General features: G+C 65.7%; 11 protein-coding genes, 1 pseudogene and 2 riboswitches. Of the genes and pseudogenes, 9 read left to right on the plus strand and 3 right to left on the minus strand.

All coding sequences use genetic code 11. The annotated features are described in order from the left end of the window. The first annotated feature begins 116 nt into the window (after positions 1-116). Positions 117-1232 (plus strand): zinc-binding metallopeptidase family protein, encoded by a 1116-nt coding sequence (locus AB4Z37_RS15060; protein WP_441517538.1) that lies wholly within the window; start codon positions 117-119, stop codon positions 1230-1232. A gap of 114 nt (positions 1233-1346) precedes the next feature. Beyond that, positions 1347-2780, plus strand: coding sequence for an amidase (locus AB4Z37_RS15065; protein ID WP_441517539.1), 1434 nt, complete (start codon positions 1347-1349; stop codon positions 2778-2780). Between the two features lie 109 nt (positions 2781-2889). Here AB4Z37_RS15065 and AB4Z37_RS15070 read toward each other — a convergent pair whose 3' ends face one another. Further along, complete coding sequence (locus AB4Z37_RS15070; RefSeq protein WP_441517540.1) at positions 2890-4500, minus strand: ABC transporter substrate-binding protein; 1611 nt, start codon at positions 4498-4500, stop codon at positions 2890-2892. A gap of 343 nt (positions 4501-4843) precedes the next feature. On the opposite strand from AB4Z37_RS15070, the gene AB4Z37_RS15075 reads away from it, so the two are divergent. The 7 genes and pseudogenes from AB4Z37_RS15075 (at position 4844) to AB4Z37_RS15105 (ending at position 14168) form a co-directional block, all read left to right on the plus strand. Next, complete coding sequence (locus tag AB4Z37_RS15075) at positions 4844-5974, plus strand: M20/M25/M40 family metallo-hydrolase (protein ID WP_441517587.1); 1131 nt, start codon at positions 4844-4846, stop codon at positions 5972-5974. 201 nt (positions 5975-6175) lie between these two features. Then, positions 6176-6279: riboswitch (glycine riboswitch) on the plus strand. A 1-nt stretch (position 6280) separates the two neighbouring features. Beyond that, a riboswitch (glycine riboswitch) is annotated at positions 6281-6385 on the plus strand. Positions 6386-6451: 66 nt separating this feature from the next. Then, positions 6452-7681: pseudogene (locus tag AB4Z37_RS15080) on the plus strand (D-amino acid dehydrogenase); the annotation flags it as partial. Between the two features lie 253 nt (positions 7682-7934). Next, positions 7935-8876 (plus strand): ABC transporter permease, encoded by a 942-nt coding sequence (locus AB4Z37_RS15085; protein WP_441517541.1) that lies wholly within the window; start codon positions 7935-7937, stop codon positions 8874-8876. Continuing rightward, positions 8876-9760: an ABC transporter permease gene (locus AB4Z37_RS15090; RefSeq protein WP_441517542.1), complete on the plus strand. Its 885-nt coding sequence runs from the start codon at positions 8876-8878 to the stop codon at positions 9758-9760. Before AB4Z37_RS15085 ends, AB4Z37_RS15090 begins: the two co-directional genes overlap by 1 nt. Then, positions 9757-11409 carry an ABC transporter ATP-binding protein gene (locus tag AB4Z37_RS15095; RefSeq protein WP_441517543.1) on the plus strand — a complete coding sequence of 551 codons (1653 nt, stop codon included), beginning with the start codon at positions 9757-9759 and terminating at the stop codon, positions 11407-11409. The genes AB4Z37_RS15090 and AB4Z37_RS15095 overlap by 4 nt, the downstream gene beginning before the upstream one ends. A gap of 45 nt (positions 11410-11454) precedes the next feature. Further along, positions 11455-12966 (plus strand): M81 family metallopeptidase, encoded by a 1512-nt coding sequence (locus AB4Z37_RS15100; protein WP_441517544.1) that lies wholly within the window; start codon positions 11455-11457, stop codon positions 12964-12966. 32 nt (positions 12967-12998) lie between these two features. Next, entirely contained in the window at positions 12999-14168 is a 1170-nt protein-coding gene (locus tag AB4Z37_RS15105) for a M20 aminoacylase family protein (RefSeq protein ID WP_441517545.1), read from the plus strand. Positions 14169-14300: 132 nt separating this feature from the next. Here the strand turns inward: AB4Z37_RS15105 and AB4Z37_RS15110 are convergent, their stop codons facing one another. Both AB4Z37_RS15110 and AB4Z37_RS15115 read right to left on the minus strand, forming a co-directional pair. After that, positions 14301-15863 (minus strand): acyl-CoA synthetase, encoded by a 1563-nt coding sequence (locus AB4Z37_RS15110; protein ID WP_441517546.1) that lies wholly within the window; start codon positions 15861-15863, stop codon positions 14301-14303. Positions 15864-16043: 180 nt separating this feature from the next. After that, a complete protein-coding gene (locus tag AB4Z37_RS15115; protein WP_441517547.1) occupies positions 16044-19124 on the minus strand; it encodes a MexW/MexI family multidrug efflux RND transporter permease subunit in 3081 nt (1026 codons plus the stop codon). Positions 19125-19126: the final 2 nt, after the last annotated feature.

The following is a 19126-nucleotide window of genomic DNA, read 5'->3' on the forward strand; positions in this document are numbered from 1 at the left end:
GCGGACGCCGCCGTTCGCGGCAGTGTGAGGTCAAGCGTGGAACCGGACGCCGGTTGCCTCATTGTTACGGGCTGCGGCGAACCGGTCCGCCGCAGCGGACGAACGCGGGCGGTGCCATGAGACTGTTCAAGTGCGCGGTCTGCGCCCAGCTCCTCTATTTCGAAACCACGCGCTGCGACACCTGCGGCCATGTGCTCGGCTATGAGCATGAACAGAACCGGCTGCTGGCGCTGGAGACGGAGGATGAAGGCGCGCACGCGACCTGGCGCACGGCACCGCCGTCCGAGGCGCGCTATCGCTTCTGCAGCAATGCCGCCTACGGCGTATGCAACTGGCTGATCGACGCCGCATCCGCCGACGCCTTCTGCCTCGCCTGCCGGCACAACGGCATTATCCCCGACCTCTCGCAACCGCCGAACGCCGTCAACTGGCAACGGATCGAAATTGCCAAGCACCGCCTGCTCTACACGCTGCTCCGCCTGCAGCTGCCGCTGCAGACACGCGCTGAAGATCCCGAAGGCCTGCTGTTCAATTTTCTCGCCGACTCGCCGTTCGATCCCAACGCGCGGGTGATGACCGGCCATGACAGCGGGCTGATCACGCTCGCCATCGCGGAAGCCGACGACGCCGAGCGCGAACGGCGGCGCTCGCTGATGGGCGAACCCTACCGCACCCTGCTCGGCCATTTCCGCCATGAGACGGGGCATTATTTCTGGGATCGCTTGGTACGGGACCGCAACGATCTGGATGCGTTCCGCGCCGTGTTCGGCGACGACACACGCAGCTATCCCGATGCGCTGCAGGCTTATTACAGCGAAGGCCCACCGACGGACTGGCAAGCACATTTCGTCAGCGCCTATGCCAGCGCCCATCCCTGGGAAGACTTCGCCGAAACCTGGGCGCACTACCTGCACATCATCGACACCATGGAGATGGCGCGTGCCTTCAACCTGCGCGTCGAGCCGCGCATCGACGACAGCGGCCAGCTCGAGGCGACGATCGATTTCAACCCCTACAAGATCGCATCGTTCCAGACCATCGTCGACGGCTGGCTGCCGGTGTCGTTCGCCATGAACAACATCAACCGCTGCATGGGCCAGCCCGACCTCTATCCCTTCATCCTGTCGCCCGAGGTGATCGGCAAGCTCAGCTTCATCCACGATCTGGTGCGGGAAAAGCCGGCGACGCCAGCCGAAGCCGCGCCCGTTCCGGCCGCGGCCACCTCAGGTTGAACGATCCGCCGGCGCCGGTCCGCCTCCGTCATGCGCATGCAAATTTGACGGTTCTCAAGACTGAAAACGTTGCTAGCATCACCGCGAGGTCAATCTCGACAAGAAGGATGCCCGGTGGGGACACATCAAGAGCTTCTGCAGGCCACGGCCTGCGATATCGTCGATCGTCTGCGCGGCAACGACATCACGACTCACGATCTGCTCGATGCGCTGGAAGCGCGGATCAGCGAGGTGGACAGCAAGGTCAACGCGCTGCCGACCCTGTGCTTTGATCGCGCTCGTTCAAAAGCAAGTGCACTTTCCGGCAAGCCCGCCGAGGCGCGCGGCTTGCTCGCCGGCCTTCCCGTTCCGATCAAGGATCTCACCGAAGTCGAAGGCGTGCTGACCACCCACGGCTCACCGATCTTCCGCAACAACATCCCGGCCAGGTCCGACATTCTCGTCCAGCATCTCGAAGCCGCCGGCGCCGTGGTCTACGCCAAATCGAACACCCCGGAGTTCGGCGCCGGCGCCAACACCTTCAACGAGGTGTTCGGCGCCACGCGCAATCCCTGGGATCTCACGCGCTCTGCGGCCGGTTCGTCCGGCGGCGCCGCGGCCGCGCTCGCCTCCGGCACGGCATGGGTGGCGCATGGTTCGGACATGGGGGGGTCGCTGCGCAATCCGGCGAGCTTCTGCGGTGTGGTCGGCTTGCGACCGAGCATCGGCCGTGTCGCCCATACCCCGGCTCCCAAGATCGACAGCACCCTTGGCGTGCAGGGGCCGATGGCGCGCAACATCGAGGACGTGGCGCTGCTGCTCGACGCCATGAGCGGCGAGGAGCCCACCGACCCGCTGTCGCTGCCGCGACTGCCGAACTCGTTCCTGGCCGCGGCGCGCTCCGGCCGCCGCCCGCGCAAGGTCGCCTACTCGCYCGACCTCGGCATCACCCCGGTCGATCCGGAAGTCGCCGCGCTCACCCGGCAGGCGGCACAGAAGCTTGCCGACATCGGCGTCATCGTCGAGGAAGCCCACCCCGATCTGCGCGAAGCCCATGACTGCTTCCAGACACTGCGCGCGTTCGATTTCGCGATCGGCATGGCGAAACTGCTGCGTGAGCACCGCGACCTGCTCAAGCCCGAAGTGATCTGGAATATCGAGAAGGGACTGCAGCTCACCGTCGAGCAGATCGAGAAGGCCGAAGGCCAGCGCGTCGCGCTCGTGGCGCGCGCTCACGCCTTCTTCCAGACCTATGATCTGCTGCTTGCGCCTGCGACCATCGTGCCCGCCTTCCCGGTCGAGCAGCGCTACCTCACCGAGTGCGCCGGCAAGACCTTCGACAATTATGTCGAATGGCTCGCCATCGTCTACGCCATCACGCTGTCATGCAGCCCGGCGCTGTCGATGCCCTGCGGCTTCACCGCAAGCGGACTGCCGGTCGGCCTGCAGGTGATCGCGGCGCCGCGTGCCGAAGCGCAGTTGCTGGCAGGCGCCAAGGTGATCGAGGATCTGCTCGGCCTGCGCGGCATCACGCCGATCGATCCTCGGGCCGCGGCCCGCGTCGCCTGACGACGCCAAGGTGCTGCCAGTCCGCCGCACACTGAAAGCCGCACACTGAAGACCGCGGGATGAGATCACGCTCATCCCGCGGTTTTTTGCTGATCGGGCGAAGTCCGGCTTACTCGGACTTGTCGATGTTCCAGAACACCGGGGTCGCTGGGCCGTCGAGCACGCCGGTCAACTCCTTGCGCCATGCTGCCGGGGCCAGGAACTGGCCAAGCGGAATGTAGGTGACCTGCTCGAAAGCGTATTCCTGCACCTGGGTCGCGATCTTGGTACGCTCCTCCGGCGTGCTGGCCCGCGCGAAGGCATCGCGCAGCTGCTCCATCTTCGGATCGTCTGCCCAGCCGAACCAGCCACCATTCTTGCCGCGGCTGTTCAGGCTCGAGTTCACGACAGGATTGAGAATGTCCGCCACCACCCAGTTGGTGAAGAACATGTTCCAGCCGCCCTCCTTCGGCGACTTCTGGCTGGCGCGGCGGGTCACCACGGTCTGCCAGTCGGTGGCGACGACATCGACCTTGAAGCCGGCATCGCGCAGCTGCTGGGCAACCACGATCGGCTGCGGCTTCAGCGTCACCACGTCGCCCGGCGCCATGATCACCACCGGGGTGCCATCATAGCCGGACTCCGCGAGGAGCTTCTTCGCCTCCGCAAGGCCATTGCCCTTGGTCAGGCTCTCGGAGCCGACATCGGTGCTGAACGGCGTGCCGCAACCGAAGAACGAGCCGCAGATCTGATAGTACTTCGAACTGCCGACCAGCGCGTCCAGCACGTCCTTCTGCTTGACGGCGAGCAGCGCCGCGCGGCGCACCTTGGGATTGTCGAACGGCGGGTGCAGGAAATTCATCCGGCCGAGCGTCTGGAAGCCGAACTTGTTGAGGTTCTCGACCTTGAGATCCTTGTTGGCTTCGAGCGCCGGCAAGAGATCGCTCGGCGGGAATTCGATGAAGTCAATGTCGCCCGACTGCAGCGCGTTCACCGCGGTCTGCGCGTCCGGCATCGTCACCCACTCGACCCGGTCGACCTTCACCACCTTGCCGCCCGACGTCCAGCTCGGCGGCTCCGAGCGGGGAACATAGTCCTTGTTCTTCTCATAGACCGCCTTGACGCCGGGCTGGAACTCGGACTGCACGAACTTGAACGGCCCCGAGCCGACCTGCTCCGGGATCGCCTTGTCCGACGGCGTCTCGGCGATGCGCTTGGGCATCATGAACGGCACCACCGAGGACGGCTTCGCGATCGAATCCAGCACCAGGCCATACGGCTCCTTGAGCTTCAGCGTGATGGTCTTCGCATCGGTGGCCTCCAGGCTGGCAGTGTAATCCAGCAGCTTCTGGCCCATGCTGTCGCGCGCGCCCCAGCGCTTCAGCGACGCCACGCAGTCTTCCGCCGTGACCGGCTTGCCGTCATGCCATTTCAGGCCGTCGCGCAGGGTGAAGGTGTAGGTCAGCTTGTCGTCGGACACTTTCCAGTCGGCCATCTGCGGCCGCACCTTGAAGCTGGAGTCGACCGCCAGCAGCGTATCGTAGACCATGTAGCCGTGATCGCGCGAGATATAGGCCGTGGTGATGATCGGATCGATCACCCGCAGGTCGGAATGCATCACGGCAGTGATGGTCTTGCCCGCCTGCGAGGCCGACGAGAAGCCGAATACGACCGCGGACGCGAGCAGCCCCCGCAGCGCGATCCGCGCCAGCGATTTTCGTTCACGCAAGACAACAGACATACCATCCTCCAGAATTGTTCTCGTCCCCGATGGATTTTCCTGGGCGACAGGTTGGCCACAACGGTGAGGCTTTTCCGGCATCCCGCTCAAGATGCTGACGCGCCATGACGATGCGATGTTTTAAGCTTCAAGACTTGCATCAACCACGCAGGGCGTCAATCGTGATTTCGGCGGCGCTGTGCACGGCACCTGCGACACCCCGCACCGGATGCCGTGCACGCGGTTGCGGCGCGCGGGATTTTCAGGACCGCCGCTTGCGGTCACCGGCATCAGACTGCATCATCGCCCCGCCGCCAGGGAGCGCTCGGCAGCCGACAATGACACAGAGAGGGACACGCCCGTGATCAATCCGGCACAACTTCCGTTCGACGTCGACACCATGCTGCAGGGCCTGCGCCCGTGGGTGGAATGCGAGAGCCCGACCTGGGATGCCGCAGCCGTCAACCGCATGATCGGTCTCGCCGCCCGCGACCTTGCAGTGGCCGGCGCCGAGATCGAGCACATCGCCGGGCGCAATGGCTTCGGCGGCTGCGTGCGCGCCCGCTTCCCGCATCCCCGACGCGACGTGCCCGGCATCCTGATCGCCGGCCATCTCGACACCGTCCATCCGGTCGGTACGCTCGCCAAGCTGCCCTGGCGGCGCGAGGGCAGCAGGTGCTACGGCCCCGGCATCTTCGACATGAAGGGCGGCAACTACCTCTCGCTGGAGGCAATCCGGCAATTGCAGCGCGCCGCCATCGCCACGCCTCTGCCCGTCACCGTGCTGCTGACGCCCGACGAGGAGGTCGGCACGCCCTCGACCCGCGACCTGATCGAGGCGGAGGCCGCGCGCCACAAATATGTGCTGGTGCCCGAGCCCGGCCGCGGCAGCAGCGGCGTCGTTTCCGGCCGCTACGCCATCGCCCGCTTCAACCTCGAGGCCAAGGGCCGCCCCAGCCATGCCGGTGCGACGCTCGCGGCCGGCCGTTCTGCGATCCGCGAGATGGCGCGCAAGGTGATCGAGATCGACGGCATGACCGCCGAGGACTGCACCTTCAGCGTCGGCCTCGTCCATGGCGGACAGTGGGTCAACTGCGTGCCGTCGCTGTGCACCGGCGAGGCGCTCAGCATGGCGAAGCGCCAGGAGGATCTCGACCGCGGTGTCGCGCGCATGCTGGCGCTGTCCGGCACCGCCAACGACGTCACCTTCACGGTCACGCGCGGCGTCACCCGCCCGGTGTGGGAGCCGAACGACAAGACCATCGCGCTGTTCGAGACCGCGCGCGGCATCGCCAGGACGCTCGGCATCGATCTCATCCATGGCAGTGTCGGCGGCGGCTCCGACGGCAATTTCACCGGCGCGATGGGCATCGCGACCCTCGATGGCCTTGGCGTGTGCGGCGATGGCGCCCACACGCTGGAAGAACATATCGAAGTCGACAGCCTGGTGACCCGCGGCCGCCTGATGGCCGGGCTGCTCGCAACGCTCGACTGAGCCGGAACCGGTCGTTCTGCATCGTTTCCCGGCACCGCCATGCCACGGGATGAGAGTCACCTCATCCCGTTTTCATGTGCCAAAGCAGACACAACGCAGCACGATCCGCCATCCGAATTGCGTTGCACAATGAGACGGCAACGCGGAGCGAAATTTAGCCTTGCCCAATCGGAAGGCCCATCCTAGGCTTTGAGCGTCCGTATTGACGTTGCGGGAGAGATCGAAAGGGATGTGCAAGCATTCGTTTCGGCGCCGACGGAGCAACCGCCCCGGAAACTCTCAGGCCCAAGGACTGTGACGTCAGGACAATCTGGAGAGAGACGCCATCGCAACGATGGGGTCCACCGAAGGGGATATCCTTCTTGCGCTTCGGCGCGGGTGGATGAAGCTCTCAGGTACCGTGACAGATGGGGCGCATGCACCGGTTTTTGGCCGGTGACAACGCGACTCAAACGCACGGGAGCCTGAAGACCAACCATGACCCATTTTGCAGTGATCGGCGCCGGTATCACCGGCGTGACGACGGCCTATGCCCTGTTGAAACGCGGCTACGCGGTAACGGTGCTGGATCGTCATCGTTACGCCGCGATGGAAACCTCCTTCGCCAATGGCGGGCAGTTGTCGGCGAGCAACGCCGAAGTCTGGAACAACGCCGCGACCATGCTGAAAGGTTTGCGCTGGATGTTCCGGCGCGATGCGCCGCTGCTGATGAACCCGGCGCCCAGCTGGCACAAATACTCATGGCTCGTGGAATTCGCCCGCGAGATCACCAACTATCGCGACAACACCATCGCCACCACACGCCTCGCCATCGCGGCGCGGCAGCATCTGTTCGCCATGGCCGAGCAGGAAAATATCGCCTTCGATCATGAGCGACGCGGCATCCTGCACATCTATCATGACAAGGCGGGCTTCGACGCCGGCCTGCGTGTCAACACCTTGCTCAGGGAAGGCGGCCTCGATCGCCGCGCGGTGACCCCCGCGGAGATCCGCGACATCGAGCCGGCCCTGCAGCGCAGCTATCACGGTGGCTTCTTCACGCCGTCAGATTCGACCGGCGACATTCACAAGTTTACCCGCGGCCTCGCCGCGGCGTGCATGCGGCGCGGCGCCCGGTTCGTCCACGAGGTGCAGGTCGATACGATCACGCCGGTGCAAGGCGGATATGATATCCGCTGGCAGCAGTCCTCGGATAACGACGTCGGGGCAGCGCAGCCGCTCCATGTCGACGGCATCGTGGTCTGCGCCGGGGTCGGCAGCCGGCACATCGCTGCGCAGCTCGGCGAACGTGTCAACGTCTATCCGGTCAAGGGCTACTCGATCACGGTGCATCTCGACACAGCGCAGAGCCGCGACGCAGCCCCTTATGTCAGCCTGCTCGACGAATCCGCCAAAATCGTCACCAGCCGGCTGGGAGCCGATCGTTTCCGTGTTGCCGGCACCGCCGAGTTCAACGGCTTCAACCGCGACATTCGCGCCGATCGCATCCAGCCACTGACCGACTGGGTGCAGCGCAACTTCCCTGGCGTGGAGACCGCGCGGGTCGTGCCCTGGGCCGGCCTGCGTCCGATGATGCCGAACATGATGCCGGTGGTGCGATCCGGAACCAGGCCCGGGGTGTTCTACAACACCGGCCATGGCCATCTCGGCTGGACGCTGTCGGCGGCCACCGCCGAAGCGATCGCGCTCGCAGTCGAGAGCTGGCGGCACGCTGCGGTGCATACGGCCATGATCACCTCGCGCGGGACATCGGAATTGTCCACGGCGAAGTTTGGCGGCACGCCGGCCCTTGCCCCCTCGCCGGCCTTGGCACACAATTTACCTGGAGCCGAGCAAGTGCCGGCACCAGCGACAGAAACGACCAGCGAAGCGCGACGCGAGCGATGTGCATGACGGAAACCGGACACCGATCCAGCAGGGTCTTGCGACCCAAATCCTGGGACAACGGGAGATAACGCGCATGGCTGGCTATCTGATCCGGCGCCTGCTGGCCTCCATCCCGGTGATGGGCGTCGTGGCGTTGTTTGTGTTCCTGCTGCTGCGGCTGACACCGGGTGATCCGGCGGCGATCATCGCCGGCGACACCGCCACCCCTGAGCAACTCGAGCGCATCCGCACCTCGCTCGGGCTCAACGAGCCGCTGGTGACGCAGTTCGTCACCTGGCTCGGCAAGATCCTGCAGGGCGATCTCGGCGTCTCGCTGATTTCCAACGTGCCCGTGCTGACCATGATCGGCCAGCGCCTCGAGCCAACCATCAGCATCGCCCTCACCACCATCGTACTCGCGGTGGTTGTGGCGGTTCCACTCGGAGTGGTTGCCGCGTGGAAGCAGGGTACCTGGATCGACCGCTGCGTGATGGGGCTGTCGGTGCTGGGCTTCTCGGTGCCGGTGTTCGTGATCGGCTACGTGCTGGTCCAGGTGTTTGCGATCGACCTGCGCTGGCTGCCGGTGCAGGGCTTCCGCAGCATCGGCAAGGGTGTCTGGCCGTTCTTCGAGCGAGCGCTGCTACCGACCCTCGCCCTCTCCTTCATCTACATCGCGCTGATCGCGCGCATGACCCGCGCCTCGATGCTCGATGTGCTCGGCGAGGACTATGTCCGCACCGCGCGCGCCAAGGGTCTCACAGAGCGGCGGGTGCTGCTGACGCACGCACTGCGCAATGCCGCGGTGCCGGTCATCACCGTGATCGGTACCGGCTTTGGCCTCCTGATCTCCGGCGTGGTCGTCACCGAGAGCGTGTTCAACCTGCCGGGCATCGGACGGCTGACGGTCGATGCGGTGCTCGCCCGCGACTATCCGGTGATCCAGGGCGTCATCCTGCTGACCAGCGCGCTCTATGTGGCGATCAATCTCCTGATCGACGTCGCCTACACCTTCCTCGATCCGCGGATCCGCTACTGATGACCGTCGAACCCTACACGGACTCCGCCGTCGCGGCCCCCGCCGGCTCGCGGCTTAAATTCCTCGCCTCGGGCCCGATCGTCACCCTTGCGACCGTATGCCTCGCACTGGTGGTCGCCTCGGCGCTGTTCGCGCCATGGCTCGCGCCGCACGATCCGCTGCAGCTTGCGCCGGCGCTGCGGCTCAAGCCGCCGAACGCGGAATTCCCGCTCGGCACCGACGCCTATGGCCGCGATCTGCTGTCGCGCATCCTCTACGGCGGCCGCATTTCTCTGCTGATCGGCATTGGCGCCGCGGCCGTCAGCGTGGTGATTGGTCTTGCGATCGGCCTCGTCTCCGGTTTCTTCCGCTGGTTCGATGCCGTCATCATGCGGATCATGGACGGCCTGATGGCGATCCCCGGCATCCTGCTCGCCATCGCGGTGATCTCGCTGTCGGGCGCCAGCATCAAGACGGTGCTGATCGCCATCGTCATTCCCGAAATTCCCCGCGTCGTCCGTCTGGTGCGCTCCGTCGTGCTGTCGGCGCGCGAGGAGCCCTATGTGGAGGCCGCCATTTCCATCGGCTCGAGCCTGCCGAAGATCCTGTGGCGGCACCTGATGCCCAACACCATCGCGCCGCTGATCGTCCAGGGCACCTACATCTGCGCCTCCGCGATCCTGACCGAGGCGATCCTGTCCTTCCTCGGCGCCGGCATCAGCCCGGAGACGCCGACCTGGGGCAACATCATGGCCGAGGGCCGCGCCGTGTTCCAGATCAAGCCATCACTGATCTTCTGGCCGGGCCTTCTGCTCTCCATCACCATCCTGTCGATCAACCTGATCGGCGATGCGACGCGCGACGCGCTCGATCCGCGCATGAAACAGCGGGAGGGCAGCCGATGACCGATCAGGCCGACAACGTCGTTCTCGACATCCAGAACCTGATCGTCGGGCTGCAATCCCAGAGGGGCAGCGAGGGCATCATCAACGACATCTCGCTGCAGGCCCGCACCGGCAAGACGCTGTGCGTGGTCGGCGAGAGCGGCTCGGGCAAATCAGTGACCTCGCTTGCCGTGATGGGGTTGCTGCCGAAGAGATCGCTCACCGTGACCAGCGGCAGCATTCGTCTCGCCGGCGAGGATATCCGCGCCGCATCCGAGCGGCGGCTGCGGCAGCTGCGCGCTACCACCATGGCGATGATCTTCCAGGAACCGATGACCGCGCTCAATCCGGTGATTCCGGTCGGCCGCCAGATCGACGAGGTGCTGCGCACCCACACTTCGCTCGATGCCCGGGCGCGGCGCCAGCGCATCCTTGCCATGATGGAGCAGGTGCGGCTGCCGGACGTCGAGCGCATCTTCGGCTCGTATCCGCACCGCCTGTCCGGCGGCCAGCGCCAGCGCATCATGATCGCCATGGCGCTGATCCTCGAGCCCAAGCTGCTGATCGCCGACGAGCCGACCACTGCGCTCGACGTCACCACCCAGAAGCAGATCCTGTCGCTGATCCGCGACCTGCAGAAGGACCACGGCACCGCGGTGCTGTTCATCACCCACGACATGGGCGTGGTCGCAGAGATCGCCGACGAGGTCGTGGTGATGCGGCGCGGCCGCCTCGTCGAACAGGGACCGCTGCGTCAGGTGCTCAGCAACCCGACGCAGGAGTACACCCGCAACCTGCTCGCCACCGTGCCGAGCCTCGTGCCGCGCCCGGCGCGCGCGGCCAGCGATGCGCCGATCGTGCTCGAGACCACGGACCTCGGCAAAGTCTACCGCGAACGCTCGCTGTTCGGCGGCGTGCGCGAGGTCGCCGCCGCCAAGGACGTGACGCTGTCGCTGCAAAAAGGTCGCACCCTCGGCATCGTCGGCGAGAGCGGCTCGGGCAAGTCGACCGTCGCGCGCTGCATCGTACGCCTGATCGATCCGACATCCGGCGGCATTCGCCTTGTCGGCCGCGAGATTTCAGACCTGTCGCGCCGCCTGCTGCAGCCGCACCGCAAGCGCATCCAGATGATCTTCCAGGACCCCTATCGCTCGCTCAACCCGCGGCTGACCGTCGGCGAGACCATCGCCGAGGGACCAGTGAACTACGGCACGCCGCACAAGGATGCGCTGACCCGGGCGCGCGACCTGCTGCGGCTGGTCGACCTGCCGACCGACGCCATTGCGCGCTACCCGCACCAGTTCTCCGGCGGCCAGCGCCAGCGCATCGCGATCGCGCGGGCGCTCGCCATGGATCCCGACGTGCTGGTGGCGGACGAGGCGGTGTCCGCGCTCGACGTCTCGGTGCAGGATCAGGTGCTCAAGCTGCTCGACGATATCCAGGCCCGGCTCGGCATCGCGCTGCTGTTCATCACCCACGATCTGCGCGTCGCCGCCCAGATCTGCGACGATGTCATCGTGATGCAGCACGGCCTTATCGTCGAACAGGGCCCCGCTGGCGAGATTCTCACCCACCCGCGGCAGGCCTATACACGCCAGTTGCTGGATGCGGCACCGGGCCGGGACTGGGATTTCGCCAACTTCCGACCTATATCCGCCCAATTGTCCTGATCCTCCAGCAACGTCACAAGACGCAGCCAACGCGCCAGGTTCTCCATGTCCTTCCGTATCGCCATCGGCGGCTTTCTCCACGAGACCAACACCTTTGCTCCGACCAAGGCCGAGTATGACGGCTTCGTGCATGGCGGCGGCTGGCCGCCGATGGAGAGAGGCGCCGACGTCGTCGCGAAAATCCGCGGCATCAATGTCGGCCTCGCCGGCTTCATCGACAGCGCCGAACAAAACAACTGGGATCTCGTCCCCACCATCTGGTGCGCAGCCAGTCCCTCCGCCCATGTCCGCAAGGACGCCTATGAGCGGATCGCGGCCGTGATCGTCGATGACATCGCCAAGGCAGGTCATCTCGACGGTGTCTACCTCGACTTGCACGGCGCCATGGTCACCGAGCACCTCGACGACGGCGAAGGCGAACTGCTGGCGCGGGTGCGCCGGATCATCGGTAAGGACGTGCCGCTGGTGGTCAGCCTCGACCTGCACGCCAACATCACCCCGGCCATGGCCGAACATGCCGACGCGCTGATCGCCTACCGCACCTATCCCCATGTCGACATGGCCGACACCGGACGCGCGGCGGCACGGCATCTCGCATTGCTGCTCGGCACGCCGCGCCGTTTCGCCAAGGCGTTCCGGCAATTGCCGTTCCTGATCCCGATCAGCTGGCAGTGCACCAACGACGAGCCCTGCAGAAGCATCTATGCCGACCTTGCGAAGCTGGAAACCGACGCGGTGCCGACGCTGTCGTTCGCGCCCGGCTTTCCGGCGGCGGACTTCCCCGACTGCGGGCCGGTGGTCCTTGCCTATGGCAACACCCAGGCCGACGCTGACCGTGCCGCCGATGCCGTTGCCAAGCTTGTGACCGACCAGGAGGCCGCGTTCGACGGCCGCATCTTCACGCCCGACGAGGGCGTCACGCACGCGATGAGCCTCGCCGCCACGGCGCGCAAGCCGATCGTGATCGCCGACACCCAGGACAATCCAGGTGCCGGCGGCGATTCCGACACCACCGGCATGCTGCGCGCGCTGTTGAAGAACGGCGCGAAGAAAGCGGCGATCGGTGTCATCGTCGATCCCGAAGCGGCGCAGGCGGCCCATGCGGCCGGCGCCGGACAGAGCGTGACGCTGGCGCTCGGCGGCAAGTCCGGCATTCCCGGCGACGCGCCGCTCACCGAGACGTTCGTGGTCGAGCGCTTGTCGGACGGCCGCTTCCTCGCGCCCGGCCCCTATTTCGGCGGCAGCCAGATGAATCTCGGCCCGTCCGCCTGCTTGCGCATCGGCGATGTCCGCATCGTGGTCGGCTCGCGCAAGGCCCAGCTCGCCGACCAGGCCATGTTCCGCTTCGTCGGCATCGAGCCTACCGAACAGGCGATCCTGGTCAACAAGAGCTCGGTGCATTTCCGCGCCGATTTCGAGCCGATCGCGGAAACGATCATCGTCTGCGCCGCGCCAGGCGCGATGCCGGCCGACACCGCCGCGCTGCCCTGGACGCGCCTGCGTCCTGGGGTCCGCATCAAGCCCAACGGCCCGGCGTTCGCCAGCCGGCCGCAATAACAACCTGATCTCCCCTCAACTGGATCACGCCCATGCCCAACATCGCGCGCATCGACAGCTACGCCGACGAACTGACCGCCATCCGCCGCGACCTTCACGCCCATCCCGAGATCGGCTTTGAGGAGCACCGCACCTCCGGCATCGTCGCGGACAAGCTCGGCCAATGGGGCATCGAGGTGCATCGTGGCATCGGCGGCACCGGTGTCATCGGCCTGCTCAAGGGCAAGGGCACCGGCAGCCGGCGCATCGGCCTGCGCGCGGACATGGATGCGCTGCCGATGGAGGAGAAGACCAACCTGCCCTGGCGCTCCACCATCCCCAACCGCTTCCATGGCTGCGGCCATGACGGCCATACCACCATCCTGCTGGGAACCGCGCGCTATCTCGCCGAGACGCGCAACTTCGATGGCACCGCGGTGTTCATTTTCCAGCCGGCGGAGGAAGGCCTCGGCGGCGCACGTGCGATGATCGCCGACAAGCTGTTCCAGCGCTTTCCCTGCGACGAGGTCTATGGCCTGCACAACGCGCCGGATCTCGGACCGCGTCAGGTCACGGTGTTCCCGGGACCGGCGATGGCGGCGGCCGATTTCTTCGACATCACCGTCACCGGCTACGGCAGCCATGGCGCCATGCCGGACCGCTCGCGCGATCCCGTGGTGATCGCGATGACTCTGGGACAGGCGCTGCAGACCATCGTCAGCCGCAACGTCGATCCGCTGAAGTCAGCCGTGGTGTCGATCACCCAGTTCCACGCCGGCTCGGCCTATAACGTCATTCCGAACGAGGCCAAGCTCGCCGGCACCGTGCGCACCTTCTCCGAAGACGTTCGCGTGCAGGTGCGCGAGCGCATGCGCACCCTCGCCGCCGGCATCGCCAGCGCCTTCCAGGTCGAGATCGACGTCGACATCCGCGACATCTTTTCGGTGCTGGTCAACCATGAGCAGCATGCCCATGCGGTCGCTGACGTGGCCCGCGAAATCGTCGGCACTGCGAACGTCTCGACCACGCCGGCGCCGAAGATGGGCAGTGAGGATTTCGCCGACATGCTGCACGCCGTGCCCGGCGCCTATTTCTGGCTGGGCCACGAAGGCTCGGTGCCGGTGCACAACCCCGGCTTCGTGCTCGACGACGCCATCCTGCCGGTCGGCGCCAGCCTGTTCTCGCGCATCATCGAGAGGCGTATGCCGCTCGCCGGCGCGTGACGCTTTGATCCTCATGGTGAGGAGGCGCGAAGCGCCGTCTCGAACCATGAGGCCACCACCTCGGCCTCATCCTTCGAGACGCGGCCCCTTCGGGCCGCTCCTCAGGATGAGGTGAGAAGGTCGCGCTGCTCGTCACCCCTTGTCGGCGTAGCTCACCCGCAGCTCGCGCTTGAGCAGCTTGCCGGCGGTGTTGCGCGGCAGGGTCTCGGTGAAGAACACCTGCTTGGGCACCTTGAACGGCGCGAGATGCTCGCGGGCGTGGGCGAGCAGCGCGGCTTCGTCCGGCAGGTGTCCGGGCCGCAGCACCACGATCGCAGTGACCGCCTCGATCCATTTCGGGTCCGGCAGCCCGACGACGGCGACCTCGGACACGGACGGATGCTCGAACAGCACTTCCTCGACCTCGCGGCCGGCGACCACGACGCCGCCGGTCTTGATGATGTCCTTGACGCGGTCGACGACGAACAGATAACCGCCCTCGTCCATGTAGCCGACGTCGCCGGAGTGGAACCAGCCACCCTCGAACGCCTCGCGGGTTTCCTCCGGCTTGTCCCAGTAGCCCATCAGCAATTGCGGCGAGCGGTGCACGATCTCGCCTTGCGTGCCCGGCGGTACGTCGCGCATCTCCGGATCGACGATCCGGGTCTCGACATTGAGGATCGGCCGGCCGGCTGACGCCGGCCGCGCGTCGTGCTCCTCCGGCCGCAGCACGGTCGCGAGCGGGCCGATCTCGCTCTGGCCGTAGCAGTTGTAGGCGCCGATGCCCGGCAGCCGCTGCCGCAATTCCTGCAGCACCGGCACCGGCATGATGGAGGCGCCATAATAGACATTGCGCAGCGACGACAGATCGCGCTTGTCGAAATCGCCATGGCGCAGAAGACTGATCCACACCGTCGGCGGTGCGAAGAACGAGGTGATGCGATGCTGCTCGATCAGCTTCAGCACCACTTCCGGCACGGGCGTCTCGATCAGATGCGTGGTCGCGCCGACCAGCAACTGCGGCATCGAGAAGCAGTGCATCTGCGCAGAGTGGTAGAGCGGCAGCGCCGCCAGCGCGACATCGGAGCCGCGGAATTCGAGATCGACGATGCAGCTGGCATACTCGGCGAGCAGCGCACGATGGGTCATCATCGCGCCCTTGGGGGCCGCGGTCGTGCCCGACGTATAGAGCAGCTGGGCGAGATCGTCGTCGGACACATCCGCCTCGATCAGGCTGGGCGCATGCGGATCCCGAGCGATCGCCAGCACGTCGAATTCGTTGCTGCCGGCCGCAGCGAAGCGGCCATAGAACGCGACCTCGACCTCCGGCCGCACCGTGGCCACCGTCTCGGCCAGCCCGCCGTCATAGACCAGGGCGCGGGCGCCCGACTGGCTGAGGATGTATTTGAGTTCGCCGCTGGTCAGCGCATAGTTGACGGGAACATGCACGAGCCCGCTGCGGTTGCAGGCCAGCCATAACAGCAGATAGGCGTCGGAATTGCGGGCATAGGCGGCGACACGGTCGCCCTTGTGCAGGCCGAGCGTGACCAGCCGGTGCGCCACCCGCCCCGCCGCCAATTCGAGTTCGTGGAACGTCCATTGCCGATCCGCGAAGGTCAGCGCAATGCGATCGTGGAATTTCGCGGCAGCCCGCCGTGTCGCATCGGCAATGGAGTTGCGGCGCAGGATCTCCGGCCCCGCCTGTCCCGTGGTCATTCATGTCCTCCCGGATGTCGTTCTTGATAACGTCGGGAGAGATTAAGGCAGGACCGGCCATGGTGGAAACCGATTTTCGGCGCGCAAAACGCAGCGCAATATCCGGTCAAAAAGAAAGGGAGCAAATGCCGCTATACGGCAAATGCTCCCCTTCGATCTCGACGATGAGACGATCGCGCGTCAGGTCGGCTTCAGCTCGAACGCCTTGATGTCCGCGGCGCGGGCGGACTTGGCCGCCGCGCGATGGTCGGTCGCGATCGCCACATACACCGCCGGCAGCACGAACAGCGTGAACAGCGTGCCGATCAGCATGCCTGCGACGACGACGAGGCCGATGGAGAAGCGGCTCGCCGCACCGGCGCCGTTCGCCGACAGCAGCGGGAACAGGCCGGCCACCATGGCGGCGGTGGTCATCAGGATGGGACGCAACCGCACCCGCGCGGCCATCTCGATCGCGGAGCGGCGATCGAGGCCTTCCTTGAGCTGGAGCTCGTTGGCGAACTCGACCATCAGAATGCCGTGCTTGCTGATCAGGCCCACCAGCGTCAACAATCCCACCTGGGTGTAGATGTTGATGGTGGCGACGCCGAAGAACAGCGGCAGCAGCGCACCCGACACCGCCATCGGCACCGACACCAGGATCACCAGCGGGTCGCGCAGGCTTTCGAACTGCGCCGCCAGCACCAGGAAGATGATGATCAGCGCGAAGCCGAAGGTGACGGCGAGCTGATTGCCCTCCTTCACGTACTGGCGCGAGTCCGCCAGATAATCGTGGCTGTAGCCCGCCGGCAGCTTCTTGGCTTCCTTTTCCAGGAAGTCGACCGCCGTGCCGATGGTGACACCCGGCATCGGCACCGCCTGGAAGGTTGCCGAGTTGAGCTGGTTGAAATGGGTCAGCGCGTTCGGATCGGTGCCGGTCTCGATCGACACCAGCGTCGACAGCGGAATCTGCTGCCCGTTGGGCGCCGACACGTAGTAGCCGCCCAGCATCTCCGGCGACAACCGCAAGCCCCGCGGCACCTGCGGGATGACCTGGTAGGAGCGCCCTTCCAGGTTGAAGCGGTTGATGTAGTTGCCGCCCAGCAGCACGGCCAGCGTATTGCCGATCTGCTGCATGGTGACGCCGAGCTCGTTGGCCTTGGAGCGGTCGATCTTCACCCGCACCACCGGCTGGTTGAAGTCGAGGTCGCTGTCGCTGACGATGAACATGCCGCTCTTGCGGGCTGCATCCTTCAGCTTCTGCATCTCCTCATAGACTGCCTTGAAGTCGCGGGTCGAGCTGATCACCATCTGCACCGGCAGGCCGCCGGGACCGCCAGGCAGCGGCGGCAGGTTGAAGGCGAACGCCTGGACACCCTCGATCTTGCTGAGCTCGTTCTGCACGTCCTGCTTCATCGCCGTCGACGAGCGCTTGCGCTCATCCCATGGCTTGAGGATCATGCCGGCGATGCCCTGCCCCGGGGAGGGAAGGCCGTTGAGCACGAAGCGCAGGTCGGTCTCCGGGAACTTGGCGAACGCCTTGTCGAGCTTGTCGCCGTAATAGTCGACATAGTCGATGTTGGCGTATTTCGGCGCCTTGGTCACCGAGAACAGGATGCCCTGGTCCTCCTCGGGCGCGAGCTCCTTGGAGGTGTTCATGTACATGAAGCCGACCAGGCCGAGGATGGTCACGGCAAACACCGTCGTGATCGGCCGGTAGTCGAGCGAGCGGTCGAGCTGACGGCCGTACCACCGCGTCACCGCCCGGAACACGCGGTCGACCGCCTTGGCGAAGCGCCCCTGCTCCACATGGGTCAGCAGCACCGAGCACATCATCGGCGACAATGTCAGCGCGATCACGCCGGACACGATGACCGAGCCGGCGAGCGTGAAGGCAAACTCCTTGAACAGTGCGCCGGTGACGCCGCCGAGGAAGCCGATCGGCGCATACACCGCCGCCAGCGTGATGGTCATCGAGATCACCGGCCCGACGATTTCGCGCGCGCCGATCAGCGATGCCTGTACTGGTGATTTGCCTTCCTCCAGGTGGCGGTGAATGTTCTCCACCACCACGATGGCGTCGTCGACCACGAGACCGATTGCCAGCACCATGGCCAGCAGCGTCAGCAGGTTGAAGCTGAAGCCCAGCGACAGCATGAAGATGCAGACACCGACCAGCGACAGCGGGATGGTCACCACCGGGATGATCACCGAGCGGAACGAGGCCAGGAACAGGAAGATAACGACGATGACGATGACCACCGCCTCGATCAGGGTCTTCTTCACCTCGTCGATCGACGACTGGATGAACTTGGTCGAGTCGTAGGCCACCTTCATCTTCAGCGACGGCGGCAGGTTGCGCTCGATTTCCGGGAACAGGGCGCGCACGCCCTTGACGATGTTAAGCGGGTTGCCCTGCGGCGTCGCGTTGACGCCGATGAAGATGGCGTGCTCGCCGTCCATCGCCACGCTCGCGTCCGTGGTCTGGGCCGCCAGCTCCACGGTGGCGATATCCTCGATCCGGATCAGCGCGCCGTCCTTGACCTTGACGGTCATCCGGCGGAACTGGTCGAGGCTGGTCAGGTCGGTGTTGGTCGAGACGTTGGCGACCGTGAAGTAGCCCTTCGACTGACCGGCGGCGGCCTGGAAGTTGTTGGCCTGGATCGCCTGCGCCACGTCGCTCGCCGACACGCCGCGACCAGCCATGCGCGCCGGGTCGAGCCAGATGCGCATCGAGAACTGCTGGTTGCCGAGGATCTGCGCTTCCGCAACGCCGTCCACCGTGGACAGGATCGGCTGCACCACGCGCGTCATGTAGTCGGAGATCGCCGAGCCGCCCAGCTCATCGCTGGAGAAGCCGATATACATGACCGACGTGGTCTGGCCGGTCGATTTCAGGATGACCGGGTCGTTGGATTCCTTCGGGATCAGGTATTTGACCGAGTTGACCTTGGCCAACACCTCGGTCAGCGCCTGGTTCGGGTCGAAGTTGAGCTTCACATACACCGAGATCGTGCTGGTGCCCTGCACCGAGGACGAGGTGATGTAATCGACGCCTTCGGCGGAGGCCACCGCCTGCTCGATCGGCGTGGTGATGAAGCCCTGCATCAGGTCCGGCGACGCGCCCGGATAGGACGTCGTCACGGTGATGACGGTGTTCGACAGCTTGGGATACTGACGGATCGGCAGGTTGAACGCCGCGTTCAGGCCGATCAGCAGGATCAGCAGGCTGACGACGACCGACAGCACCGGTCGCTTGATGAAGATATCAGTGAATACCATAG

Source organism: Bradyrhizobium sp. 2TAF24 (assembly GCF_052115025.1).
Classification (GTDB): domain Bacteria; phylum Pseudomonadota; class Alphaproteobacteria; order Rhizobiales; family Xanthobacteraceae; genus Bradyrhizobium_A.